This window comes from Bradyrhizobium pachyrhizi (genome assembly GCF_029714545.1).
Lineage (GTDB): Bacteria > Pseudomonadota > Alphaproteobacteria > Rhizobiales > Xanthobacteraceae > Bradyrhizobium > Bradyrhizobium pachyrhizi.
Genome location: NZ_CP121667.1, coordinates 1,338,738 through 1,364,460 on the forward strand (window position 1 = coordinate 1,338,738; position 25,723 = coordinate 1,364,460).

The following is a 25,723-nucleotide window of genomic DNA, read 5'->3' on the forward strand; positions in this document are numbered from 1 at the left end:
CCGCCCCTTACCGATTGTCCGAGTTCCCGCATGACCACAACTGCCGCTGCCGAATCCCAGCCGTTCCAGGCCGAGGTTGCCGAATTGCTGCACCTGATGGTGCATTCGGTCTATTCCGAGACCGATATCTTCCTGCGCGAGTTGATCTCGAACGCGTCGGACGCCTGCGACAAGCTGCGCTACGAGGCGATCGCCAATCCGTCCCTGATCACCGACGGCACGCCGCCGGAGATCAGGATCGTCCCGAACAGGGCGGCCAACACGCTTGCCGTGGTCGATACCGGCATCGGCATGGAGCGTCAGGAGCTGATCGACAATCTCGGCACCATTGCGCGCTCCGGCACCAAATCGTTCCTGTCGAAGCTCACCGAGGTCAAGGACGGCGCCAATCTGATCGGCCAGTTCGGCGTCGGCTTCTACGCCGCCTTCATGGTCGCCGAGAAGATCGTCGTCACCAGCCGGCGCGCCGGCTCGGACGAGGTGTGGGTGTGGTCGTCGGAAGGCGGCAGCGGCTTCGAGATAGCACCGGCGAGCGAAGAGGCCGCCCAGCGCGTCGCGCGCGGCACCGAGATCGTACTGCATCTGAAGAAGGACGCCGCGAAATATCTCGAGACCTACGAGATCGAGCGCATCGTCCGCGAATATTCCGACAACATCCAGTTTCCGATCCTGCTGGTGCCGGAAGAGGGCGAGCCGCGCCAGATCAACTCGGCGAGCGCGCTATGGCAGCGCTCGAAATCCGAGCTCAAGCCTGAGGATTACGCGCAGGCCTACAAGCAGATCGCCGGCGCGTTCGACGAGCCGGCGATGACGCTGCATTACCGCGCCGAAGGCCGGCAGTCCTACGCCGTGCTGCTGTTCGCGCCGTCGCAAAAGCCGTTCGATCTGTTCCAGGTCGAGCGCAAGGGCAAGGTCAAGCTCTATGTCCGCCGCGTCTTCATCGCCGACGACGCCGAGCTGCTGCCGGCTTACTTGCGCTTCATCCGCGGCGTGATCGACAGCGAGGACCTGCCGCTCAACATCTCGCGCGAGATGCTGCAGAACAATCCGCAGCTCGCGCAGATCCGCAAGGCCGTGACCGGCCGCGTGATCGGCGAACTCGAAACGCTGGGCGAGAAGGAGCCGGAGACCTTCGCAAAGATCTGGGACGCGTTCGGCCCGGTGATCAAGGAAGGCCTGTGGGAGGATTTCGAGCGCCGCGACAAGCTGCTGGCGCTGGCGCGCTTCACCACGACGTCGGGCGAGAACCGCTCGCTGAAGCAAATTGTCGACGATTTCAAGCCGAACCAGACCGAGATCTATTATCTGGTCGGCGACAGCGTCGAGCGGCTGAAGTCGAACCCGAAGCTGGAATCGGCGCGCGCCCGCGGCATCGAGGTGCTGCTCTTGACCGATCCGGTCGATGCGTTCTGGACCTCGGCGCCGCTCGATTTCGGCGGCAAGCCGCTGAAGTCGCTGAGCCAGGGCGATGTCGATTTCGGCCTGATCCCGCTTGCCGATGACAAGGACGACAAGAAGGACGAACCCGCGGCCGACGCGGCGACCACGATCGCCGTGATCAAGGACGCGCTCGGCGAGCGCGTCTCCGACGTCCGCGCCTCGCAGCGGCTGACCGCGAGCGCGTCGTGCCTCGTCGCAGGCGGCGATGCGCGCGACCGCGCGCTGGAGCGGCTGCTCGCCCAGCAGAACCGCGGCGCGATCACAAAGCCGGTGCTCGAGATCAATCTGCGCCACCCACTGGTCGCGGCGCTCGCGACCGACAGCGCGCAGGCGAAGGACCTGTCGCTGCTGCTGTTCGAACAGGCGCAGATCCTCGACGGCGAGATGCCCGACGACCCCGCCGCGTTCGCTGGCCGCATGAACCAGCTCGTGCTGCGCGGATTGGGGAAGTAGAGCGCGAACTCTGAACCCGTCATCCACGGCTGCGTAGCCCGGATGAAGCGAAGCGCAATCCGGGGTCTCTCGTTCGCTGAGGCGGTCCCCGGATTTCGCTGCGCTCCATCCGGGCGACGCATTTCCGAGAATGGCAGGCTGACTGCGCCTCACCCGGCGCTTGACAGGCCGCAGTCCATTGATGTTATGTTATAACATAACATCAAGCGAATGCCCCATGTCCCGCCGCCGCCGATCCCTCCAGCAACTGTTTGATCTCGATGCAAAAACTCCCCGTCACCATCTTGTCCGGCTTCCTCGGGGCTGGAAAGACCACTTTGCTGAACCACGTCCTGAACAACCGCCGCGGCCTGAAGGTTGCGGTGATTGTGAACGACATGAGCGAGGTGAACATCGACGCCGACCTCGTTCGCGATGGCGGTGCGATGCTGTCCCGGACTGACGAAAAACTGGTCGAGATGAGCAATGGCTGCATCTGCTGCACCTTGCGCGACGACCTGTTGAAGGAGGTGCGCGCGCTCGCCGAGAGCGGCCGGTTCGATTATCTCCTGATCGAATCGACCGGCATTTCCGAGCCGCTGCCGGTCGCCGCGACCTTCGAGTTTCGCGATGAAGATGGCCAAAGCCTCTCCGACATCGCGAGGCTCGACACCATGGTCACGGTGGTCGACGCAGCCAATCTCCTGAAAGACTACGCCTCGACCGATTTCCTCAGCCAACGTGGCGAAGCGCTCGACGGCGACAAGCGCACGCTGGTCGATCTGCTGGTCGAGCAGATCGAGTTCGCCGATGTCGTGGTGCTGAACAAGATCGATGCCGCAAAGCAGGCAGAGCGCGAGGCTGCCCGCACCATCGTGCGTGCGCTCAATCCCGAGGCCGACATCGTCGAGGCGAATTTCGCAAAAGTCCCGTTCGACCGCGTGCTCGACACCGGCCGCTTCGCCTATGAGCGCGCGCAGCAGCATCCGCTCTGGCACAAGGAGCTCTACGGCTTTGCCGGGCACGTGCCGGAGACCGAGGAATACGGCATCACGAGCTTCGTCTACCGCGCGCGGCGCCCGTTCGATCCGCTGCGCTTCCACGCCTTCCTGCGCGAGAGCTGGCAAGGCGTGATCCGCGCCAAGGGCCATTTCTGGATCGCGACGCGCCCGGATTGGTGCGGCGAGCTGAGCCAGGCCGGCGCCATCGTCCGCACCGAAGGCCTCGGTTCGTGGTGGGCCGCGATCCCGCGCGAGCGCTGGCCGGATCATCCGGACTGGCGGCTGATGATGCAGCGGAGCTGGAACGATCTCTACGGCGATCGCCGGCAGGAGCTGGTCTTCATCGGCTCCGGCATGAACGAGGACGACATCCGCCGCCGTCTCGATGCCTGCCTCGTCGCCGGCAGACCGGGCATGCACCCGCAAGCCTGGGCCGGGCTGCGCGATCCGTTTCCGCCGTGGAGCAGGGCAGGCGAGGCGGCGTGAGGCAGTCACCGTACCCCGGATGGAACGAAGCACAATCCGGGGGTCTTCCGCTGCTTGAGAGGTCCCCGGATTTCGCTGCGCTCCGTCCGGGCTACGCTTCTAAAACCGGCCCCAACCCGCACCGTATCTGCTAGAGAATCCCGCATCAGGGCGGAAACAGCGCGGCGTTGCGATGGCTGGCGGCAGCGAGATCTTCTACGGCGGCATTCCGGTGTTTCGCGGCTTCGCGCGGCTGATGGACCCCGCGCTGTATGCGCCGTTGCCCGATGACTGGACGGTCGGCGTCGCCGATATCGTGGAATCGACCAAGGCGATCGCGGCGCAGCGCTACAAGGCGGTCAACATGGCCGGCGCTGCGGTGGTCGCCGCCGTCACCAATGCGCTGGAGGGCCGCGAATTCCCCTTCGTGTTCGGCGGCGACGGTGCGAGTTTTGCGGTTGCGCCCGCCGATCTCGACAGAGCGCGCGAGGCGCTGGCCGCGACCGCGCGCTGGGTGCACGACGACCTTGATCTGGTGCTGCGGGTGGCGCTGGTGCCGATGGCGGCGATCCGCGCCGCGGGCGCCGATGTCCGCGTCGCGCGCTTCGGGCCGTCGGCCAATCTGTCTTATGCGATGTTCTCCGGCGGTGGTCTTGCTTACGCCGATGCCGCGATGAAGCGCGGCGCGTTCGCGGTCGATCCGGCGCCTCAGGGCACACAGCCCGATTTGTCCGGCCTGTCCTGCCGCTTCGAGGTGATGCCGTCCGCGCGCGGCCTGATCCTCTCGGTGCTGGTGCTGCCGGCGAAGAACGCCGATCCCGCATCCTTCCGCAAGGTGATCGAGGATATCGTCGTCCGCATCGAGAAGAGCCCCGATGCCGGACGGCCGGTGCCCGCAAGCGGCCCGCCGCTGCACTGGCCGCCGCAGGGAATGGAGTACGAGGCGCGCGCACGGCGCGGCGGACCGCTCGCGCTGCGGCGCGCCGTCGTGCTCACATTCGCGCTGTGGGCCTATACGCTGATGCGGTTCAACATCCCGGTCGGCAAGTTCGCACCGAAACGTTATCTGCGGCAGGTGGTCGAGAATTCGGACTTCCGCAAGTTCGACGACGGCCTGCGCATGATCCTGGATTGCACGCCGGAGCTCGCCGCCGACATCGAGCAGCGCCTCGCCGCCGCAGCCGCGCAGGGCATCGTGCGTTATGGCCTGCACGAGCAGGATGCCGCGATGATGACCTGTTTCACTCCGTCGGTGATGCGCGCCGATCACGTCCACTTCATCGACGGCGCCCGCGGCGGCTACGCCTCGGCCGCGACGGTGCTGAAGGCGCGCGCGGTCTAGCAATTTTTCTAACCTCTCCCCGCTCTTTTGCGGGGAGAGGTCGGACGCCACGCCTCGCGTGGCTTCCGGGTGAGGGGCAGGGCAATGCGTGGTCGCAAGGAGATATTCATCCCACTCGCGAGATCGACGGTGAGCTGACTACAATTCAGATATGCTACGCGGATAGAGCCCCTCACCCCAACCCTCTCCCCGCAAGAGCGGGGCGAGGGAGCACGGTCCCGTCGCGGTTGCTGCTCGGCTCAGAATTACCGGCCCACCCGCGTCCAGGTCTCGCCGCCGCACAGCGCGCCGACGCAGCCTTCGACGCGCAGCGTGCTCTCGCCGGTCACCGAGATGCTGCTCGCATAGGTGCCGCCGTCGTCGGCGTTGTAGATCTGGCCGGACCATTTGCCCGTGGCAACCCAATGCATGCCGGAGAACAGCGGCAGCCCGATGATCGGTCGGCTGGACAGCGACGGATTCGGATTCTTGTTGTCGATCTGGGGCTTGCCGGTCATCGGATCGATCGGGTCGCGCAGGCTCACCACCACGCCGCAGATACCGCCGCCGCATTTGCTGATCTTGACGCGGGCATCGCCGGCCTGGGTCTGCCAGACGCCGACCGGCTCAGGTGCGCCCTGCGCATGCGCGGCGGGGACGGCGAGCGCCGTCGCAATGATTGCGATCATGAATCCGAATCGGCAGGCCATGGCTTATTCCCCCAGAGCATGATCCGGAAAAGTGCGAAGCGGTTTTCCAAAAAGATCATGATCAACAAAGAGCTAAAGCGCGACGACGATTCGACCCAATCTCATCGCGCTTTAGAGGTCGGCCTGCATAACAAGTCGAAGAATTTCTGCAATGTCATATTCGCGCGATCAGGTGAGCGCGCTCCCAAAAAAATTTGGTGCCTGTTTCCGGAGCAGTCATGCTCAGGCAACGCTCCGGTGCGAGGGCGCTGCGTCGTATTATCCCCAGCGGGTCAGCCGGATCGAAATGATGGTGGCGAGGCCGAACGCCACCATCGCGCCGCCGACCAGCGCAAACAGCGTCCATGCCGGGGCGCTCACGGTAGCGAGCCACCAGCCGCCGATGCCGACCAGCAGCAGGCGGATGGTGCCGGCCAGCACCGGTCCGCCGACCTTGGCGGCGCCCTGCGAGGAGAAATAGAGACAGACACCGACGCCGAAGAAGCCGAAGCCCGGGCCGGCCAGCGCGAAATAGGACGAAGCCGCGGCGGTCACGCCGGGATCGGTGGTGAACAGCGCGATCCACAGCGTCGGTTTGAGTGCGACCACAAGTCCGACGAGGCCAACGACAAGTCCGGCGACGGTGCCGGCGGTCCACGCCACCTTGCGGGCGCGGGTCACGAGTCCCGCGCCGATCGCCATGCCGACCATCGGCACCGAGGCGACGCCGACCGCGAACGCGATCGGGATCAGCAGGAATTCCAGCCGCGAGCCCATGCCGTAACCGGCCAGCGTCTCGGTGCCGAAACTGGCCAGGATCTTGGTGAAGATCAGGATGGTCAGCACGCTCTGCAGCGGCGACAGGCAGGAGATCGCGCCGACCTTGAGGATGTCGAGGAACATCGCGCGCTGGAAGCTGAAGGCGGCGAAGTCGAGCTTCAACCGGCTGCGGCCAGAGGCGAGATACCAGGCGAGGAAGATCGCGCCACACGTGAAGGCCGTGAGCTGTCCGGCGGCGACGCCGCGCATGCCGAGACCGGGCATGCCGAACAATCCGAGACCCAGCACGCCGCCGACCGCGATCTGGATCATCGAGACCGTGATCAGCGTCATCGAGGGAATTCGCATGTCGCCGGTGCCGCGCACCACGGAGGCGAGCGTGTTGACCAGCCAGATCGAGATCGCGCCGGAGAACAGCACCTGCGAGTAATGCATCGACTGCTCGAGCACGCCGCCATGTCCGCCGAGCAGCGCATAGAAGTTGCGGCCGAAGCCCAGCATCATCACAGTGAAGAACAGTCCGGCGCATCCGCCGATAATCGCCGCATGCAGCGCCAGATCGGCGGCGCGGTCGCGGTCGCCGGCGCCGAGCGCGCGGCTGATCGCCGACGAGACGCCGCCGCCCATCGCGCCGGCCGACATCATCTGCGTCAGCATCGCGAACGGAAACACCAGCGCAATGCCGGCCAGCGGCTCGGTGCCGAGCCGGCCGATGTAAGAGGTCTCGGCCACCGCGACCAGCGTCGAGCCGAACATGGCGATGGTGTTCGGGATCGCGAGGCGCAGCAGCGTCGGCAGGATCGGCGCGGTCAAAAGGTCGTTGACCGGCGTGGCGGGCGCGGCCGTGGCCGGCTGCACGTCGTCGATCGAGGCATCAATGGTCATGCGTCACGGCTCACTTCGCAAGCGGGAGAGGGGCGCACTGCAATCCAACGCCAGTGAACCGGGCTCGCAATCAATAAATGATGATCGACATGTTACGAGGTTGCACCGTTCATCGCCACCGCCGCCGATGCAGGGGTCACCACGGCAGGCCGCATAGGTCGATCTTGCCCTGGCGCGGCGCGCGGACGATGTCGTTGACGAACGGCGCCATCGCCTCGAAGCGGATCTGCCCGGAAGGCTGCTCGCAATAAACTTCGCCGCTGAAGGGATGCCAGCCGCGCGCCTGGTAGAACGCGAAATTGTGCGGCTCGCAGAATAAGATTGCAAATTTCACCGCGTCGTTGGCACGAATGGTGTGCACGGCGGCATCCAACGCGAGTGACGCATAGCCGCGCCGCCGGCAGTCCGCACGGGTCGAGACTCCGCCGATGCCGCCGACATGCACCTTGTGGCCATTCCAGGTGATGGTCCGGAAATAGATACCGACATGGCAGGCCAGCCCGCTGTCGTCGGGCGCATCGAGCAGCACGCGCAAATCCGCGTGGGCCCATTTGACATCGGCCCAAGGTTGTTTCTCGGCGGCATCCGGGCTCCAGACCGCCCGGAGCAGCGGCTCGGCGCGCTTCCACGACGCATCTCCGTTGAGAATGTCGATTTCGATGCTCATCGTCTGGGTCCTTGGTCTTGGTTCGGGCTGTGCCGATCTGTCATAGGCGATCCGAAAATGCGGTGTTTCTCCGCCATGGAACCTTCTATAAGGGGGACCCGTTAAGTGTAGTCTCCCACCCTCTGTTGGACATTACCCCATGACCTTCACGCTACCCGATCTGCCCTACGCCCACGACGCCCTTGCTCCCTACATGTCCAAGGAAACGCTGGAGTTTCACCACGACAAGCATCACCAGGCCTACGTCACCAACGGCAACAATGCGATCAAGGGGACCGAATTCGAAGGCAAGTCCCTCGAGGAGATCGTGAAGGGTTCGTTCGGCAAGAACGCGGCCGTCTTCAACAATGCCGGTCAGCACTACAACCACATCCATTTCTGGAAGTGGATGAAGCCGAATGGCGGCGGCAGCAAGCTGCCCGGCCGGCTGGAAAAGAAGATCAATGAAGACCTTGGCGGCTTCGACAAGTTCAAGGCCGACTTCGCCGCTGCCGGCGCCGGCCAGTTCGGCTCCGGCTGGGCCTGGCTGCAGGTCAAGGGCGGCAAGCTCGAGGTCGCCAAGACCCCGAACGGCGAGAACCCGCTGGTTCACGGCGCGGTGCCGATCCTCGGCGTCGACGTCTGGGAGCACTCCTACTATATCGACTACCGCAACCGCCGTCCGGACTATCTGAAGGCGTTCGTCGAAAACCTCGTCAACTGGGACTATGTCGACGAGCTGTTCGGCAAGGCCGGCTGATCTCAGGTCGTCTCACGACCCCGCACCCTCCCCTGAAAGGGGAGGGTCGTTTCGCATGCAGCGAAGCGAAATGCGAAACGGGGAGGGGTCATCTCTCAACACGAGCAGTCTCTCAATGGAGAGACTTGACCCCGCCCCGCCGCTCATTTCATTCGCGTCGACCCTCCCCTTTCAGGGGAAGGGTGAAACTACGCGGGGTTGGATTCCCCTCACTTCACCACACCAGCGGGGGCATTGGTGGGTAACGCGGCAAGCTATCTCCTCGTCTTCTTCGGCGGCGGTCTCGGCGCGACGTTGCGCCAGCTGATCAACGTCACCTGCGCGCGCTGCATCGGCACCGCGTTTCCCTACGGCACCTTCATCATCAACATCACGGGCTCGACCGTGATGGGCCTGATCGCCGGCTATCTCGCCTTCAAGGGCGACGCCTCGCAGCCCTGGCGGCTATTTTTGATGACCGGCATCCTCGGCGGCTACACCACCTTCTCCGCCTTCTCGCTCGACACCGCGCTGCTCTATGAGCGCGGCGAGCTCGGCCTTGCGGTGCTGTATGTCGCGGGCTCGGTGGCCCTCTCGATCGCCGGCCTGTTCGCCGGCCTCGCGATCATCAGGCATTTGACGTGAGATGCGCTCGGCGTCATGCCTCGTGGACGCTCTCGCGCGCGCGTGCCACCTTTTGCACGGGGCCCATGGGGGCGATCGGCACCCGGCTTTCCCTGCGTCCTCTTCAAGAGAGGGGGCGAGATGAAGAGCAAAGCTCAGACAAATCATGTCGCGTGAATGTGGATGTGTGACTCACAGACCGCGCCACACACGCAATGTCCTGGCGAAAGCCAGGACCCATTACCCCAAATCTCAACTGTTGCGCGACGCTGGGGCCACGATCCGGTTCATCACTGAATCCGGGGGTTATGGGTCCTGGCTTTCGCCAGGACGACGCCGGGATGGACCGCCCTCCGAACGAGAGCCATTCATCTGTGGAACCCGCCAACCTCCCCGGCCGGCGGCATTTCCCGCCTCCAAATTTCCCTTTGGTAACCTCGCCTTAACCATGATTAGCGTTTGGTTAGGGTCGGAATGACGCGTGAAAAGCCCTCGTTTTGACATGTTGGCAGGGGAAGCAGGGCCCGGCTTTGGACGGGCCCCCCATGCGACAGATGTAAGAGGCTCTCGCGCAGTTTTGCCGCGCCGGGCGCGCGGCCGTGGAAGGGGTGCCGATTGGCGGCCCGCCGAATTGGGACACTTGCGTTGAGAGGATATTGCCGATGAATCCCGCCGACGTGGCTCAGTCAACTCTGCCACTGGCATCGAGCGACGTGTCGCTGATCGCGCTGTTCTGGCAGGCCCATTGGGTCGTCAAATGCGTGATGTTGGGACTTCTGTCCTGCTCTGTGTGGGTCTGGGCGATCGCAATCGACAAGATCCTGCTCTACGCCCGCACCAAGCGGGCGATGGACAAGTTCGAGCAGGCGTTCTGGTCCGGTCAGTCGATCGAGGAACTCTACCGGGCCCTCTCTGCCAAGCCGACCCAGTCGATGGCGGCCTGTTTCGTCGCGGCGATGCGGGAGTGGAAGCGCTCCTTCGAGAGCCAGTCGCGGTCCTTTGCCGGCCTGCAGGCGCGGATCGAGAAGGTCATGAACGTCTCGATCGCCCGGGAAGTGGAGCGGCTGGAACGCCGGCTGCTGGTGCTCGCCACCGTGGGCTCGGCCGGTCCCTTTGTCGGCCTGTTCGGCACCGTTTGGGGCATCATGTCGAGTTTCCAGTCGATCGCGGCCTCCAAAAACACCTCTCTGGCAGTGGTGGCGCCCGGTATCGCGGAAGCGCTGTTTGCTACCGCAATCGGCCTGATTGCCGCAATTCCGGCGACTATTTTCTACAATAAGTTCACTTCGGAGGTGAACCGGCAGGCCGCGCGCCTGGAGGGCTTCGCCGACGAGTTCTCCGCCATCCTGTCCCGTCAGATCGACGAGCGGGGTTGAGTTAGATGATGGTCACTTTTGCGGGTGTGCGATCATGGCGATGAGCATGGCAGGGTCCGGCGGTGGCAGACGCCGCCGCGGCGGGCGCAAGCCGGTCATGGCCGAGATCAACGTCACGCCGATGGTCGACGTGATGCTGGTGCTGCTGATCATCTTCATGGTGGCGGCGCCGCTGATGACGTCGAACATCGACATCGACCTGCCGGTGGCGAGCGGCGGCAAGTCGATCTCGTCGAACCAGCCGCCGCTGACACTGTCGGTCAAGCGCACCGGCGGCGGCTGCAACTCGAATGTCGAGCTCTATCTGGGTGACGCGCCGGTCACGGCCGCCGATTTTCCGGCCAAGATCAAGGCGATCGGTGACGCCCGGTCGGATGCCGAAAAAGTGGTCTATCTGCGTGGCGACAAGGACGTCTGTTACACGGATATGATGAAACTGCTCGGGGAGGTCCGGGCCGCGGGATTCAAGGCGAATATCGTCATCATCCCGGAAGGCGGATAACCACCATGCCAAGGCACGGGGAAGCCTGATTTGAAGGTCAAGGTCGACAAGACTCTGGCGGCATCGATTGTCCTGCACGTCCTCGTGATCGGGTGGGGCCTCGTGTCGTGGTCGACCAAGGCGTATGTGATGCCGGAAGAGGAATCGGTTGCCGTCGACGTGATCTCGCCCGACCAACTCTCGCATGTCATGGCCGGTCAGAAGGACGGCAAGAAGGAAAATCCCAAGCCGCTGGTCGACAAGGTCGCCGAAGCCAAGCCGGTCGACGACACCGTCGGCAAGGTCGAGGAGAAAAAGCCCCCTGTCGTGACCGACACCGCGCCGCAGCCGGCGCCGAAGGTGGAGAAACCGGAAGACAAGAAGCCGGATCCGCCGAAGAAGGTCGAGAACAAGCCGAAGGAAGAGCCGAAGCCGGTCGAGAAGAAACCCGATCCGGTGAAGCCCGACCCGATCGCGGAAGCGATCAAGAAGGAAGAGAAGAAGCCGCCGCCGAAGCCGGTGCAGCAGGCCGCCAAGCCGCCGCCGGAGCAGAAGCCGAAGGATCGCGTGTTCGATCAGAGCAAGATCGCAGCCCTGCTCGACAAGCGTGACCCGACGCGCGCCGCGGCGACCGGCGACACGCTGAACGCCAACGCCGCCCTCGGCACGGCCAAGGGCAAGGCTGCCGACAACTCCGCGACCTGGGGCGCGATGTTCAAGCAGCAGGTCGAGCGTTGCTGGAAGAAGCCCTATGGCGGCATCGAGGCGCAGCAGACCGAGGCGGTGTTCTCGATTAAGCTGAAGCGCGACGGCTCGCTCGAGGGCATGCCGGTCCCGGAAGGCACGCCGGCGACGCCCTATCTGCGCGTCTATCAGGAGAGCGCGCTGCGGGCGATCATCGAATGCCAGCCGTACAATCTGCCGGCGGCTTTCTTCGACGAATGGAAGTATTTTGCGCCGGTGTTCACAGAGCGAAAGACCTGAGGGCGACGGCGTCGCTTGGCCAATAGCAAACAAAGTCTACGGACAATGACCGACCAGAATGATTTGCGTGCAATGACGTTTCGCCTCGACCGTCGACAGATGATCTCCGGAATGGCTGCCCTTGGCGTGCTGGCCGCAAGCCGCAGCGCCTTTGCACAGAAGCGCGTCGTCATTCCGGAAGGCGACTTCGCGCCGTTGCCGATCGCGATCCCGAACTTCGCCGCCGGCACGCCCGGGGACACCGAGGTCGGTGTCGGCGTGACGCAGGTGATCACCAACAATCTGAAGCGCAGCGGCCTGTTTGCGCCGATCGATCAGGCGGCCTATCTCGAGAAGCAGATCAACATCGACGCGGCGCCGAACTTCAACAACTGGAAGAGCATCAACGCGCAGGCGCTGGTCACCGGCCGCATGACGCGGCAGGGCAACGGGCGCGTCAAGGCGGAGTTCCGGCTCTGGGACGTCAACACCGGCCAGCAGCTCGCCGGCCAGCAGTACGACACCTCGGCCGAATACTGGCGGCGCATCGCCCACATCATCTCCGACCAGATCTACGAGCGGCTGACCGGCGAGAAGGGCTATTTCGATACCCGCGTCGTGTTCGTCGACGAAAGCGGCTCGGCGGATCGCCGCGTCAAGCGCCTCGCGCTGATGGACCAGGACGGCGCCAATGTGCGCTACCTGACCCGCGGCTCGGACCTCGTGCTGACACCGCGCTTCTCTCCGTCGACCCAGGAAATCACCTACATGGAATTCGGGCAGGGCGACCCGCGCGTCTATCTGCTCAACATCGAGACCGGCCAGCGCGAGATCGTCGGCAACTTCCCGGGCATGTCGTTCTCGCCGCGCTTCTCGCCCGACGGCCAGCGCGTCATCATGAGCCTGCAGCAGGGCGGCAACTCCAACCTGTTCGTGATGGATCTCCGCTCGAAGTCGATGACGCGGCTGACCGACACGCCGGCGATCGATACCTCGCCATCCTATGCGCCCGACGGCACGCGGCTCTGCTTCGAATCCGATCGCGGCGGGAAGCCGCAAATCTATGTGATGCCGGCAACCGGCGGCGGCGCACAGCGCATCTCGTTCGGCGACGGCACCTATTCGACGCCGGTATGGTCGCCGCGCGGCGACTATATCGCCTTCACCAAGCAGGGCGGCGGGCAGTTCGCGATCGGCATCATGAAGCCCGACGGCTCGGGCGAGCGCATCCTGACCTCCGGCTTCCACAACGAAGGCCCGACGTTTGCGCCGAACGGGCGCGTCGTGATGTTCTTCCGCGATCCCGGCGGCAACAGCGGCCCGTCGCTGTTCACCATCGACGTCTCCGGCCGCAACGAGCTGCGGGTACCGACCCCGGGCTTTGCCTCCGACCCGGCCTGGTCACCGCTGTTGTCATGAGCTGTGTGCAGCTGCTCTGGGGAACCTCGGCGGCGGTCGGCACTTCTCACCTAGCGCACTGAATTTTATGGTGAATTCCGGTCGTCGCCTGGGCGCGGCAAGAACTTGCTAACGATGTTCGCTCAGAAAGACTTCACCTGCGATCAGTAAGAGTGCGAGCTGAAAAGGACGCGCGCTCTCACAATGCAGTTCGCAAGTCAGACGGGTGAACCGGACCGGTCGATGTCGCCGACGATTTCCGCGGCGCTGGTCGATTCCCTGTTCATGAACCCAGCGCCCATGATTTTCGGCGCCTTCGGCCCCGCCATTGCGGGCGCCGTGATTGCGGCTGTCACGAGCAATCTGTTGTGCTGGCTGTGCGTGCCGCTGTTCATCGTGGTGGGGCTGGCGCGCGCGCTGCAGATGTACCGCTACCAGCAGCGCAATTCCCGGCTCACCGTCGAAGAGTCCGTGACCTGGGAGAAGCGTTACAGGATCGGCACCATCGCCTACGGCATTTCGCTCGGCATCTGGGGCGTCACCGTGCTGCTGACGACCAGGGACGCTGCCGCGCACATGCTCTGCGTGACCACGGTGGTCGCCTACACCTCGGCGGGGGTAGGGCGGACCTTCGGCCGGCCGCAGATCTTCCACCTCCATCTGTTGATGTCGATCGGTCCCTTGATCCTGGCGCTGATGTATGTCGGCGGTCCCTATCACATCGCCCTTGCGCTGCTCAGCCTGGTGTTCTTCAGCGCCATCCGGCACCTGACCTCCAGCCTGCAGCGCATCTACGTCAACGCCTGGATCGCCAAGGAGCGCGAGGCCGCGCTGGCGGGCCAGTTCGATACCGCGCTGAACAACATGCCGCACGGCCTGTGCATGTTCAGCGCTAACGGCCGCGTTGCGGTGATGAACCACCGCTTCATCGAGATGATGCAGCTGTCGGACGATTTCGTGCAGCGCGGCGCCAGCGCGACCGATATCTGCAACGCCTGCGTCCTGTCCGGCTCGATCTCGGCCGCGGCCGCGCAGCAGATTCTCTACGAGATCGAGAGCTCGCAGCGCGGCGATATCGTCACCAGCGACCCCGACCCCACCAAGAACCGCTCGCTCGACTGGACCTTCCAGCCGATGGCCGGCGGCGGCACGGTGGTGCTGGTCGAGGACATCACCGAGCGCAAGGACGCCGAGGCCCGGATCAGCCACCTCGCGCGCTACGACGAGCTGACCGCGCTGCCCAACCGCGTCAATTTCCGCGACGAAATCGGCCGGCTGCTCGCCATGCAGCACGGCGACCATCGCTCCGCATTGCTGTTCGTCGACCTCGACCAGTTCAAGCAGGTCAACGATACGCTCGGTCATCCCTGCGGCGACCAGCTGCTCTGCGCGGTCGCCGAGCGGCTGCGCGAGATGCTGCGGCCGGAGGATTTCGTGGCGCGGTTCGGCGGCGACGAGTTCGTGGTGTTCCAGCAGAACATCCACTCGCACGAGGACGCTGCGGCGCTGGCGCGGCGCATCGTCGACCGCCTCAGCGAACGCTACAAGATCGACAACCACCTGGTCGAGATCGGCGCCAGCGTCGGCATCGCGATGACCGCGCCCGGCGTCGGAGCCGACACGCTGCTGAAGAATGCCGACATGGCGCTCTACCGCGCCAAGGCCGACGGCCGCGGCACCTTCTGCTTCTTCCGCGACGAGATGGCGCAAACCGTCGAGGCCCGCCGCATCCTCGAGCTCGACCTGCGCAAGGCGCTCGCCAACGAAGAATTCGAGCTGTTCTACCAGCCGCTGATCAACCTGAAGTCCGGCAAGGTGAGCACCTGCGAGGCGCTGCTGCGCTGGAACCATCCGGTGCGCGGCACGGTCTCTCCGGTCGACATCATTCCCGTTGCCGAGGACATGGGCTTGATCGTCGATCTCGGCCGCTGGATCCTGCGCAAGGCCTGCATGGAATGCATGAAGTGGCCCGAGGCGGTCAGCGTCGCGGTCAACTTCTCGCCGCAGCAGTTCCACCAGCGCGACGTGCTGAGCGAGGTTCGCTACGCGCTCGAGGTCTCCGGCCTGCCGGCGCACCGGCTCGAGATCGAGATCACCGAATCCTCGCTGCTGCACAACACCGAGCTGACCCACGACGTGCTGTCCCAGCTGCGCTCGCTCGGTGTGCGGATCTCGCTGGACGATTTCGGCACCGGCTACTCGTCGCTCAGCTACCTGCACAATTTCCCGCTGCAGAAGGTCAAGATCGACCGCTCCTTCCTCGAGGGTATCGACAGCGACCGTCCGCTGACCTTGCTGCGCGGGGTGGCGCGGCTGTCGGCGGATCTCGGCATGTCGGTCGTGGTCGAGGGCATCGAGACCAATGAGCAGCTCGAACTGATCAGCGCCGATGGCGCGGTGACCGAAGCACAGGGATACCTGTTCAGCCGGCCGGTTCCCTCCGTCCGCATCCGCCAGCTGCTCAATGCCTCGCACGGCCGGCGGACCGACGAGCAACTGCACGTGGTTCCCTCGCGCTCGATCGCTTGATCCGGCGCAATATACTCAATCGATAGTTGTGAGAGCCTTCGACTGCACTATTCGTAGTGTGCCCTTCCGGTCGGAAGTTAACTGTATTGCCTCGATTGCTTTGACGGAAATTAAGAAGCTGTTAATCTTTTGGCTCGCGCGTTGAAGTTGTTGAGTTGTTCAGGGAGTACCAAATGAGGTCCGCGGCCGAAGCCATCAAGCCCGCGACAGGAAGGCTTGCGGACCCTCTGGATCAAGTCGATTACCGCCTCGCTCAGACCCCGGAACAGAAAGACGAGATCTACCGGCTTCGCTATCGCGCCTATCTGCGTGAAGGCGCGATCCGGCCCTCGGCGGACGAGCGGGTCGTCGATCAGTTCGATGATGCGCCGAATGCTTGGGTGTTCGGTGTCTATCTGCAAGGCGAACTCTGCAGCTCGATCCGCATCACCGTGGTGACGCCGGAGTGGCGAACCTCGCCGACGCTCGAGGTGTTCGGCGACGTGCTGCTGCCGAAGCTTGATCAGGGCCTGGTCTTCATCGACTCGACGCGCTTCGTCGCGGATCCCGAAAAGGCCCGGAACAATCCGGAACTTCCTTATGTCACGGTGCGCCTCGGCTCGACGGCGGGCGTGCACTTCAACGCTGACTACGGCCTGGCGCCGGTCCGGCCCGAGCACATGGCGTTCTACCGGCGTGTGTTCCTGCACGAGACCTGGTCGGAGCCGCGGCTCTATCCCGGGCTGGTGAAGCCGGTCGGCTTGATGGCGTCGCATCTGCCGACGGTGCGGGAACGCGTGCTGGCCCGCTATCCCTTCCTGCGCTCCAGCGCCTTCGAGCGGCGAATGCTGTTCGACCGCGAAGGCCAGTTGCAGCCCGACGGCTTCGTGCAGCCGTTCGAGCGCGCTTCGATCGTGCCGAATCCCTGAGGGAAACGGCATTCTCATCGACTCAGTGTCGATCGACTGTTGCGCGCAGGCCAAATTGCCCTGCAAAAGCGGCCGGTTCCCGCGAACCTTGCCTTCCCTTCACCATCGCGCCACATTTGCCACCCATTAACCATCGGGGGCGCTTTTCGCCATTACCTGGCATTTGATGGGGTCGAGCAAGGTCTCGTCAAGGTTGACGGAACGTTCGCTTAACCATCGCCCTGTAGACCGATTGGGTAGTACGAAGAGCGCGAGCGTGGAGGCTCCGGGAATGAATTATCTCCAGGGTATGAAGCTGGTTGCGGTTCTGGCGGTGGCGCTGTCGATGGGTGCCTGCGCCAACAAGAACCCGTTGGACGCCAATGGCGCGATTGGGGGCGCCGCGACCCCGGGCAGCCAGCAGGATTTCGTGGTCAATGTCGGCGACCGCGTGTTCTTTGAGAGCGATCAGACCGATCTGAGCCCGCAGGCGACGGCGACCCTCGACAAGCAGGCGCAGTGGCTGCAGACCTATAACCGTTACTCCTTCACCATCGAAGGTCATGCCGACGAGCGCGGCACCCGCGAATACAACATCGCGCTCGGTGCCCGCCGTGCCCAGTCGGTCCGCGCTTACCTTGCCTCGCGCGGCATCGATCCGAGCCGCATGCGCACCATTTCCTACGGCAAGGAGCGTCCGGTCGCGGTCTGTAACGACATCTCCTGCTGGTCGCAGAATCGTCGTGCCGTCACCGTGCTGAACGCCAGCTCCTGACGCGAACCTGAATGAGTGTTTTCAAGCCGGCGCCTTCGGGCGCCGGCTTTGTTTTGGCCGCGTGAAAGCCGGGCCGTCATCAAGATGAACGAAGCTGCGCGCAATTGGCCGCTTGCTTGTTCCAGCGTCCGTACTAAACCGGTGTCGCGCGACGCTGTCCCGGATTTGAAGTGCCAGTCACAATTCCGGCGTACTCCGTCCCTCAATGTCGCTCGCTTTTCACGTCGATCTCGTCGTCAGGGCAAAATGTCATCCAGGATTCATTTTCTTTCCTCCGCCGCGGCGATCGCGGCGTTGCTCGCCGTTTCCTCGCCAGTGTTTGCCCAATCCGACGATTCCGATGCTGAAATGCGGATCGAGCGGCTCGAGAACCAGCTGCGGCAGCTGACCGGTCAGAACGAGGAACTGCAATACCGTAACCGCCAGCTCGAGGAGCGGCTGCGGCAGCTTGGCGGGCAACCGCCCGGCCCAGGTGGACAGGCTCCGGCGGGCCAACCCGTCGCGGCGGCGCCACCACCGGCGCAGCAACCGCAGGCCTACCCGCAACCGCAGCCGGGCTACGCCCAACCCCAGCAAGGCTACGGCCAGCCGCAGCAAGGATATGGCCGGCAGCCGCAGGGCGGCTATGACCAGCAGCAGCAGATCGCGGCGCCCGCGCCGATCGCGCAGGAGCCGGCGCCGGCGGCTTCCGGCCGCCGCGGCCGCGGCGATGCCTTCGATCCGAACCAGAACCCGAATGCCCCAGGGGCACCGCGCGCACTTGGCGGCGGCGGGATGGCGATGCCCAGTGAGGCGGCGGTTGGTGCGCCCGGCGGCCGTGGGGCAGGCGAGCCGCTCAATCTCGGCAACACCAGCCCGCAGCGTGCGCCCGGCGCGAGCGCAGCCCTGACCACGCTGCCGCCGTCGGCGACGCCGAAGGATGAGTTCGACCTCGGCATCGGCTATATGCAGCGCAAGGACTATGCGCTCGCCGAAGAGACGATGAAGAATTTCGGCCAGAAGTATCCGAACGATCCCCTGGTGGCGGACTCGCAATACTGGCTCGGCGAAAGCTATTTCCAGCGCCAGCAATATCGCGATGCTGCGGAGACCTTCCTCGGCGTGACCACCAAGTTCGACAAGTCCGCGAAGGCGCCCGACGCCCTGCTGCGGCTCGGCCAGTCGCTGGCGGCGCTAAAGGAAAAGGAAGCGGCTTGCGCCGCGTTCGGCGAGATCGCGCGGAAGTACCCGCGCGCGTCCGGCGGGGTCAAGGCTGCGGTTGACCGCGAGCAGAAGCGCGTGAAGTGCTAAACCAGATGCGGGAGGGCCGCTTCCGGCCTCTCCGCCAGCAGCTGGTTTTGCGATGCCCGACGACCAATCCGCCATCCCGGCACGGGACGCCAAGCGCCTGTTCGCAGGCCTTGCGGGCGCGCCGGCGCTCCTGCTTGCGGTGTCCGGTGGTCCCGATTCAGTCGCGCTGATGTGGCTCGCCGCGCGCTGGCGCCGCGCGCTCGCGCAGGGACCGCGGCTGGTGGCGGTCACGGTCGATCACGGCCTGCGTCCTGAAGCGGCTCGCGAGGCGCGCGACGTCAAGCGGCTGGCGCGAAGTCTCGACCTGCCGCACCACACGTTGCGTTGGACTGGACCAAAGCCTGGAACCGGCGTGCCGGCGGCCGCGCGCGCGGCCCGCTATCGACTGCTCGCGCAGGCCGCACGCAGGCATGGCGCCACGCATATTTTGACCGCACACACCCGTGACGATCAGGCCGAGACACTGCTGATGCGGATGCTGCGCGGCAGCGGCGTTGCGGGCCTCTCGGCAATGGCGCGCGAGACCGAGCGCGACGGCGTCTTGCTGACGCGGCCGCTGCTCGACATCTCCAAGGCCCAGCTGATCGCGACGCTGAAGAAGGCGCGCATCGGCTTTGCCGACGATCCGACCAACCGCGATCGATCCTTCACGCGTCCGAGGCTGCGCGCGCTGATGCCGATGCTCGCGGCGGAGGGCGGCGACGCGCGGAACCTGGCGCGGCTTGCCGCAAGGATCGCGCGCGCCAACGCCGCCCTGGAGGTGCTGGTCGACGGCGCCGAGCACTATCTTGCGTCGAAGAGCGAGGATAACTCCGGCGCGGGCTTCGATGCTGCACTGTTCGCGGTGATGCCCGAGGAAATCCGCGTCCGTCTGCTCAAGCGCGCCATCGACCGCATCGGACATGAGGGGCCGGCCGAGCTCGCCAAGGTCGAAACCCTGCTCGCCGCGATGGACGAGGCCTTGGATGGGACTTTGGGAAAACGCGAATCCAAGCTGAAACAGACCCTTGCCGGAGCGGTCATCAGCGTCGCCGCCGGCCGTATCAGGATCGGGCCGGCGCCACCCCGCCGGGCGCGCTCCCGCTGAGCCGGGTTCGATTGTTTCAATCGCTGTCATAATCGGGCAAAGAGGCTTAACCACCCCGGAAAAACACCGGATTCAGCGCCATTTTTTGACCGGGAATCGCGCTAGGATGCGGTAAATAGTCGTGCGTGGTTCCCTTGGCATCTACCCCAGCGGCACCTAAATTGTATGCCATCGACGGGATGGATTCCCTGGGGATTCCCACAGAGCCTGCCCAAGGATAGAGAGAGGCCGCGATCCGCGCGACCACGAAGGAAGACCATGAACGCCAATCTGCGGAATTTCGCCCTCTGGGTCATCATTGTCCTGCTGTTGCTGGCGTTGTTCACGCTTTTCCAGAATCCTGGCCAGCGCTCGTCGTCCTCGGACATCTCGTTCTCGCAGCTTCTCACTGAGGTCGATCAGGGCCATGTCCGCGACGTCGTGATCCAGGGGCCGGAGATTCACGGCACCTTCAACAACGGCACGAGCTTCCAGACCTACGCGCCGAGCGATCCGACGCTCGTGAAGCGCCTCTATGACGCCAAGGTGCAGATCACCGCGAAGGCGCCCGGCGACAACGTGCCGTGGTTCGTCTCGCTGCTCGTCTCCTGGTTGCCGTTCATCGCGCTGATCGGCGTGTGGATCTTCCTGTCGCGGCAGATGCAGGGCGGCGCCGGCAAGGCGATGGGCTTTGGCAAGTCGCGCGCCAAGATGCTGACCGAGGCGCATGGCCGCGTCACCTTCGAGGACGTCGCGGGTGTCGACGAGGCCAAGCAGGATCTGCAGGAGATCGTCGAATTCCTCCGCGACCCCGGCAAATTCCAGCGGCTCGGCGGACGGATTCCGCGCGGCGTGTTGCTGGTCGGCCCTCCCGGCACCGGCAAGACGCTGATCGCGCGCGCGGTCGCGGGCGAAGCCAACGTGCCGTTCTTCACCATCTCCGGTTCTGACTTCGTCGAGATGTTCGTCGGCGTCGGCGCGAGCCGCGTCCGCGACATGTTCGAGCAGGCCAAGAAGAACGCGCCCTGCATCATCTTCATCGACGAAATCGACGCGGTCGGCCGTCATCGCGGCGCCGGCCTCGGCGGCGGCAACGATGAGCGCGAGCAGACGCTGAACCAGTTGCTGGTCGAGATGGACGGCTTCGAGGCCAATGAGGGCGTGATCCTGATCGCGGCGACCAACCGTCCCGACGTGCTCGATCCCGCGCTGCTGCGTCCCGGCCGCTTCGACCGCCAGGTCGTGGTGCCGAACCCGGACGTCGTCGGCCGCGAGCAGATCCTCAAGGTTCACGTCCGCAAGGTGCCGCTGGCTCCGGATATCAACCTCAAGACCATCGCGCGCGGCACCCCGGGCTTCTCGGGTGCCGACCTGATGAACCTCGTCAACGAGGCTGCGCTGACCGCCGCCCGCCGCAACAAGCGGATGGTGACGCAGGCCGAGTTCGAAGAGGCCAAGGACAAGGTGATGATGGGCGCCGAGCGCAAGTCGCTCGTGATGACCGAGGAAGAGAAGTTGCTGACGGCCTATCACGAGGGCGGTCACGCCATCGTCGGCCTCAACGTCGTCGCGACCGATCCGATCCACAAGGCGACCATCATTCCGCGCGGCCGTGCGCTGGGCATGGTGATGCAGCTGCCCGAGCGCGACAAGCTGTCGATGTCGCTCGAGCAGATGACTTCGCGGCTTGCCATCATGATGGGTGGCCGCGTCGCCGAAGAGCTGATCTTCGGCCGCGAGAAGGTGACCTCGGGTGCCGCCTCCGACATCGAGCAGGCGACCCGCCTGGCCCGCATGATGGTGACGCGCTGGGGCCTCTCGGAAGAGCTCGGCACCGTCTCCTACGGCGAGAACCAGGACGAGGTGTTCCTCGGCATGTCGGTCTCGCGCACGCAGAACGCGTCGGAGGCGACCGTCCAGAAGATCGACTCCGAGATCAGGCGTCTGGTCGAGGAAGGCTACAACGAGGCGACCAAGATCCTCACCGAGAAGCGCGAGGATCTCGAGGCGCTCGCCAAGGGCCTGCTCGAGTTCGAGACGCTGACCGGCGACGAGATCATCGACCTCTTGAAGGGCAAGAAGCCCAACCGCGAGTCGGTGCTGGAGCCGTCGACGCCGCGCGCATCCGCCGTGCCGCCGGCCGGCAAGCCGCGCCCGCGTCCCGATCCGGACACCGGCATGGAGCCGCAGCCGCAGGCGTAAGCCTCGCCCGCCATGGCCGGTGCTTCCGGCAAACCGATTGTGCAAAAGCTCGGCCTCAAGCCGGGCTTTTGTATTTTTGTCGACGGGCTGTCCGTTCCCTACGGCAACATTGTCGGCGAACTGCCCGCCGATCTGCTGATCGCGAAGACCGCACGGACGCCGCTCGATGCCGTGCACCTGTTCGCGGCCGAGGCCAAGGGGCTTGCGGCCAGGCTGCGGCATTACCGTCGGGCGATCGCGCCCGACGGCATGATCTGGGTGTCGTGGCCGAAGAAGAGTTCGGGCGTCGCGACCGACCTTACAGAGATGGAGGTCCGCGAAACCGGGCTCGCGAACGGCCTGGTCGACGTCAAGGTCTGCGCCGTCGATGACGTCTGGTCGGGACTGAAACTCGTGATCCCGGTCAAAGAGCGCGGCAAGCGCTGAGACCTCCACGGCGAGTTGGCATCCGCGTCAAAATGGGGATGCCCAGCACAAGTGGTTGAGAGAGCTCCTGGTCAAAGTTTCTAGAATGCAATAGTCCGCTTCTGGACCGCAGCTGAGCTTTGTTCAGAAGGCTGCAACGTCCGCTTTCGATAGGTGAGCCGACCTAGGTCAGGGACCCGCGAGGCAAAAGCGGACGCGACGCATGTGGGGGGCGCCCTAGTTCGAACGCTCGGCCGCCGGCGCCGCACCAACCTTGGTCTCGTCCGAGCGCACATGGATGACGGCGATGTCGTCCTTGTACAGCCGCTTCCAGCCCTTCAGGTGATCCAGCGCGTTGCCCGCGGGCGAGTCCGAGCTCAGCAGCGTGGCGTCGATCCGGTACTTGTCGAGCAGGCCCAGCAACTGCCCGACGTCACGGGCGTCGAGCGCATCGTAATAGTCGAGCACGAATTGCTCGCCATAGAGCTCGGCGCGGCCGTCGATGAACACCTTCATGTCGCGGCTCACCATGTAGCCGCCGAACGGCGCCGTGCTGAAGACGCGCTGCGCCTTGTGCTGCTGCAGCACATCGACCGCGGCCACGGGCGAGAACATCGGCAGGAACTTGAACTGATGCTGCGCGACGAACATCGCCGTCGTCACCCATGCGCCGATCACCATCGCGATCGCAGCCAGGATCGTGACGACGGGGAATGCGCGCGTTTCTCCGAAGCGGGCCGCGGTGGCGCTTGCCGTTCCCCATTGCTCGGCGATCGGCTTGGCGAGCACCAGCGGTGCGATGAACGCGAACACCTCGATGTTGCGGACATGGCTCAGCGCCATCCAGATCAGCCCGAGCAGCAGCAGGATCCGCGGCACCGACAGCGTCAGCCTGCGATAGCAGATCAGGCCGATCAGGCCGAGCAGCGTGGCTTCGAAGAAGCTGGGCTTGCTGAAATCCGCCGGCTTCCATTCCCCGATCAGCGTCAGCAATTTGCCGAGGCTGAGGATCTTGGTCGCGCCCAGCAGGCTGGTCCAGCCATAGGGCGTCAGGCAGCTCGCGGCCAGCGCGGCGAGGCCGAAAAGGCCCCATCGCACGACAAGCTGACGGCGGCGGCCGGGCTCCCCGTTCCACACCGCCTCCAGTCCGATCGGTCCGATCAGCGCCAGGCCGAGAACGAAGCCGCCATGCAGATTGGCCCACAGCGTCATCAGCGGCAGCAGCCACCATGACGGTGAAGTGCGGCGATCCGCGGCCGCGAGCAGGCCGCCGATGAACGCCAGCAGCACCGGCAGCGCCAGCACGTGGGGCCGCGCGAAGAAGTGGATCGTCGACAACAGCAGCGCCAGCGCCGCGATCAGGATCGCGCGCGCCGGATCGAAATACGGGCTCAGCAGATGCAGGAAGATCGCGACCGTCGCGCCGATCGCCATCGACGACAGGATCACCGGCCCGGCCCAATCGCCGCCGTAGACGAGCGCGTACGCCACCTGCGACAGCCACGAGCTCGAGATCCAGGGCTCGCCGAAACGGGTGAACGAGAACACGTCCGATGTCGGCATCGCGCCGTGTTCGAGGATCCACTGTCCGACCCTGATCTGCCACATCGTGTCGGAATCGCGCAGCAGGATTTCGCCGGCCGAGAGATAGAACAGATAGGCGCCCACGGCGGCGCACAGCGGCACCAGTCCTCGCGCCGCGCTACGGCTGCTCACGCTGCTGGTGATGGAGAGTGACATGCGCTTTCTTGCTTGTTTCGGCCGGGGGCATCCAGAGCCAACGCCACGCGTGATGCTGGCGCGCACTCGACCACGGCTTCCGATAAATTCGGGTAAATGCCGCAGCTGATATCGCGCGCATGCGCAAGATCAGATGTCTCGATTTCGAGCGATCAGCTTAGCCGGCGATTTACCATCGCGGCCCTGATCCGATCGGGGAGGGGCCGGAGTGCCGTTGGCTCAATCAGAGGTGGTACCAGAGGTTGCAAAAAATCCTTACAATTCCAGCTTGTCATTCAGTCTGAATAGTTGTTCACTTCTTCAGGCGATTGCGGGATCAATCGCTCAAAACGTTGAAGACTCGTGTGTTCTGCCGGTGGGCGCCGGCCGGGGCGCACGGCGGGGGGACGGAACGCCATGGTTTACCGGCGAACTCATCAGGTCGTGAAACGGCTGGCTGCGCGGCGCAGCGCCATCCTGTCGGCTGCGCGGGACGCGGCGGCGGCGGGCGGCATGGCGGCGGTCCAGATCGCACCCGTCGCGGTGCGGGCCAATGTCGCGGCCGGAACGGTCTACCGCTATTTCCCGTCGAAGGCCGAACTGATCTCGGAATTGATCACGGAAGTCTCGCGCGACGAGCTCACGGCGATCCGGCGCGCCGCGGATGCCGCGCCAGGGCCGTCATCGGCGCTGGCCGCCGCGGTGACGACGATCGCGGTCCACGTGCTGTCGCAGCGCAAGCTCGCCTGGGGCATTTTGGCCGAGCCGGTCGACGTCGACGTCACCGCCTCGCGCCTCGCCAGCCGCCGCGATATTTCCGGCGAGCTTGCCATGCGCATCGATGCCGCGGTGCGCGCCGGCCACCTGCCGGCGCAGGACACGGCGCTGGCCGCCACCGCCTTGCTCGGCGCGCTGCACGAAGCGCTGGTCGGCCCGCTGGCGCCGGCCAATCTCGACGATCCGATCAAGCTGCGTGACGCGGTGCAGACCGTGACGCTGCTTGCGCTGCGCGCGGTCGGCGTGATGGACGCACGCGCGCGTGGCCTCGTGGTGCAGGCAACGACCCCGGCGAAGGCGCTGGTCGGCGCCTGAGGCGCGCGAAGAACACTTCTGTCGCAATGGCGTTGTAGGTTTCGGGGCTGGGCTCAACCACCTCACGGAGCAACCCATGACGACGACCCATGGCTCGGCCAAATGGCAGGGCGGCATCAAGGACGGCAAGGGCGCGATCTCGACCAAGAGCGGCGCGCTCTCGGATTACCCCTACGGCTTCGCCAGCCGCTTCGAGGGCAAACCGGGTTCGAACCCGGAGGAGCTGATCGGCGCGGCGCATGCCGCCTGCTTCACGATGGCGCTGTCGCTGATTCTCGGCGAAGCCAAGCTCACGGCGGAGCATATGGAGACCAAGGCCGATGTGACCCTGGAGAAGGTCGCCGACGGCTTCGCCGTCACCGCGGTGCACCTGATGCTGTCGGCGAAGATCCCGGGCGCCGATAATGCGACGTTCCAGGAACTGGCCGGCAAGGCGAAAGCCGGATGTCCGGTGTCGAAGCTGCTCAACACCAAGATCACGCTCGACGCGTCATTGCAGGGCTGATCGCGGCGCGGCG

At 65.0% G+C, this 25,723-nt stretch carries 22 protein-coding genes; 18 read left to right on the plus strand and 4 right to left on the minus strand.

Annotated elements, in window-relative coordinates; all coding sequences use genetic code 11:
* Positions 1-30 precede the first annotated feature (30 nt).
* The 3 genes from htpG (at position 31) to QA639_RS06015 (ending at position 4,680) form a co-directional block, all read left to right on the plus strand.
* The gene (gene htpG, locus QA639_RS06005; RefSeq protein ID WP_028337680.1) at positions 31-1,893 is read left to right on the plus strand and encodes a molecular chaperone HtpG; all 1,863 of its coding nucleotides are present in this window, start codon (positions 31-33) and stop codon (positions 1,891-1,893) included.
* A gap of 260 nt (positions 1,894-2,153) precedes the next feature.
* Positions 2,154-3,359, plus strand: a complete 1,206-nt coding sequence (gene zigA, locus QA639_RS06010; RefSeq protein WP_283089377.1) for a zinc metallochaperone GTPase ZigA — start codon at positions 2,154-2,156, stop codon at positions 3,357-3,359.
* A 172-nt stretch (positions 3,360-3,531) separates the two neighbouring features.
* Positions 3,532-4,680, plus strand: a complete 1,149-nt coding sequence (locus QA639_RS06015) for a DUF3095 domain-containing protein (protein ID WP_283089378.1) — start codon at positions 3,532-3,534, stop codon at positions 4,678-4,680.
* 245 nt (positions 4,681-4,925) lie between these two features.
* On the opposite strand, the gene QA639_RS06020 is transcribed toward QA639_RS06015, so the two are convergent.
* From QA639_RS06020 to QA639_RS06030, 3 genes are all read right to left on the minus strand, one after another.
* On the minus strand, positions 4,926-5,369 hold the full coding sequence (locus tag QA639_RS06020; RefSeq protein WP_283089379.1) for a DUF2147 domain-containing protein: 444 nt from the start codon (positions 5,367-5,369) through the stop codon (positions 4,926-4,928).
* 258 nt (positions 5,370-5,627) lie between these two features.
* Positions 5,628-7,013 carry an MATE family efflux transporter gene (locus tag QA639_RS06025; RefSeq protein WP_157343863.1) on the minus strand — a complete coding sequence of 462 codons (1,386 nt, stop codon included), beginning with the start codon at positions 7,011-7,013 and terminating at the stop codon, positions 5,628-5,630.
* Positions 7,014-7,149: 136 nt separating this feature from the next.
* Positions 7,150-7,680: a GNAT family N-acetyltransferase gene (locus QA639_RS06030; RefSeq protein ID WP_157343857.1), complete on the minus strand. Its 531-nt coding sequence runs from the start codon at positions 7,678-7,680 to the stop codon at positions 7,150-7,152.
* Positions 7,681-7,819: 139 nt separating this feature from the next.
* On the opposite strand from QA639_RS06030, the gene QA639_RS06035 reads away from it, so the two are divergent.
* The 13 genes from QA639_RS06035 to QA639_RS06095 all read left to right on the plus strand — a co-directional run bounded on the left by QA639_RS06035 (position 7,820) and on the right by QA639_RS06095 (position 22,415).
* A complete protein-coding gene (locus QA639_RS06035) occupies positions 7,820-8,419 on the plus strand; it encodes a superoxide dismutase (RefSeq protein WP_016846956.1) in 600 nt (199 codons plus the stop codon).
* 237 nt (positions 8,420-8,656) lie between these two features.
* A complete protein-coding gene (gene crcB / locus QA639_RS06040) occupies positions 8,657-9,043 on the plus strand; it encodes a fluoride efflux transporter CrcB (protein ID WP_057018130.1) in 387 nt (128 codons plus the stop codon).
* Between the two features lie 641 nt (positions 9,044-9,684).
* A complete protein-coding gene (gene tolQ / locus QA639_RS06045) occupies positions 9,685-10,398 on the plus strand; it encodes a protein TolQ (protein ID WP_016846954.1) in 714 nt (237 codons plus the stop codon).
* Positions 10,399-10,432: 34 nt separating this feature from the next.
* Positions 10,433-10,900: a biopolymer transporter ExbD gene (locus tag QA639_RS06050; protein ID WP_016846953.1), complete on the plus strand. Its 468-nt coding sequence runs from the start codon at positions 10,433-10,435 to the stop codon at positions 10,898-10,900.
* Between the two features lie 30 nt (positions 10,901-10,930).
* Positions 10,931-11,863, plus strand: coding sequence for a cell envelope integrity TolA family protein (locus QA639_RS06055; RefSeq protein ID WP_050386124.1), 933 nt, complete (start codon positions 10,931-10,933; stop codon positions 11,861-11,863).
* Between the two features lie 72 nt (positions 11,864-11,935).
* A complete protein-coding gene (tolB, locus tag QA639_RS06060) occupies positions 11,936-13,261 on the plus strand; it encodes a Tol-Pal system beta propeller repeat protein TolB (protein WP_157344278.1) in 1,326 nt (441 codons plus the stop codon).
* A gap of 183 nt (positions 13,262-13,444) precedes the next feature.
* Positions 13,445-15,769 (plus strand): putative bifunctional diguanylate cyclase/phosphodiesterase, encoded by a 2,325-nt coding sequence (locus QA639_RS06065; RefSeq protein ID WP_028335975.1) that lies wholly within the window; start codon positions 13,445-13,447, stop codon positions 15,767-15,769.
* Between the two features lie 173 nt (positions 15,770-15,942).
* Positions 15,943-16,677 (plus strand): N-acyl amino acid synthase FeeM domain-containing protein, encoded by a 735-nt coding sequence (locus tag QA639_RS06070; protein ID WP_038377730.1) that lies wholly within the window; start codon positions 15,943-15,945, stop codon positions 16,675-16,677.
* A 271-nt stretch (positions 16,678-16,948) separates the two neighbouring features.
* Entirely contained in the window at positions 16,949-17,431 is a 483-nt protein-coding gene (pal, locus tag QA639_RS06075) for a peptidoglycan-associated lipoprotein Pal (RefSeq protein WP_016846948.1), read from the plus strand.
* Between the two features lie 246 nt (positions 17,432-17,677).
* Positions 17,678-18,721, plus strand: a complete 1,044-nt coding sequence (gene ybgF, locus QA639_RS06080) for a tol-pal system protein YbgF (protein ID WP_028335977.1) — start codon at positions 17,678-17,680, stop codon at positions 18,719-18,721.
* 52 nt (positions 18,722-18,773) lie between these two features.
* The gene (tilS, locus tag QA639_RS06085; RefSeq protein WP_028335978.1) at positions 18,774-19,808 is read left to right on the plus strand and encodes a tRNA lysidine(34) synthetase TilS; all 1,035 of its coding nucleotides are present in this window, start codon (positions 18,774-18,776) and stop codon (positions 19,806-19,808) included.
* Positions 19,809-20,066: 258 nt separating this feature from the next.
* Positions 20,067-21,989: an ATP-dependent zinc metalloprotease FtsH gene (ftsH, locus tag QA639_RS06090; protein WP_028335979.1), complete on the plus strand. Its 1,923-nt coding sequence runs from the start codon at positions 20,067-20,069 to the stop codon at positions 21,987-21,989.
* Positions 21,990-22,001: 12 nt separating this feature from the next.
* Positions 22,002-22,415 carry a DUF3052 family protein gene (locus QA639_RS06095; protein ID WP_028335980.1) on the plus strand — a complete coding sequence of 138 codons (414 nt, stop codon included), beginning with the start codon at positions 22,002-22,004 and terminating at the stop codon, positions 22,413-22,415.
* A gap of 216 nt (positions 22,416-22,631) precedes the next feature.
* Here QA639_RS06095 and QA639_RS06100 read toward each other — a convergent pair whose 3' ends face one another.
* A complete protein-coding gene (locus QA639_RS06100) occupies positions 22,632-24,134 on the minus strand; it encodes a hypothetical protein (RefSeq protein ID WP_028335981.1) in 1,503 nt (500 codons plus the stop codon).
* Between the two features lie 396 nt (positions 24,135-24,530).
* On the opposite strand from QA639_RS06100, the gene QA639_RS06105 reads away from it, so the two are divergent.
* Positions 24,531-25,205, plus strand: coding sequence for a TetR/AcrR family transcriptional regulator (locus QA639_RS06105; RefSeq protein ID WP_026191806.1), 675 nt, complete (start codon positions 24,531-24,533; stop codon positions 25,203-25,205).
* Positions 25,206-25,281: 76 nt separating this feature from the next.
* On the plus strand, positions 25,282-25,710 hold the full coding sequence (locus tag QA639_RS06110; RefSeq protein ID WP_283089380.1) for an OsmC family protein: 429 nt from the start codon (positions 25,282-25,284) through the stop codon (positions 25,708-25,710).
* The last annotated feature ends 13 nt before the right edge of the window (positions 25,711-25,723 follow it).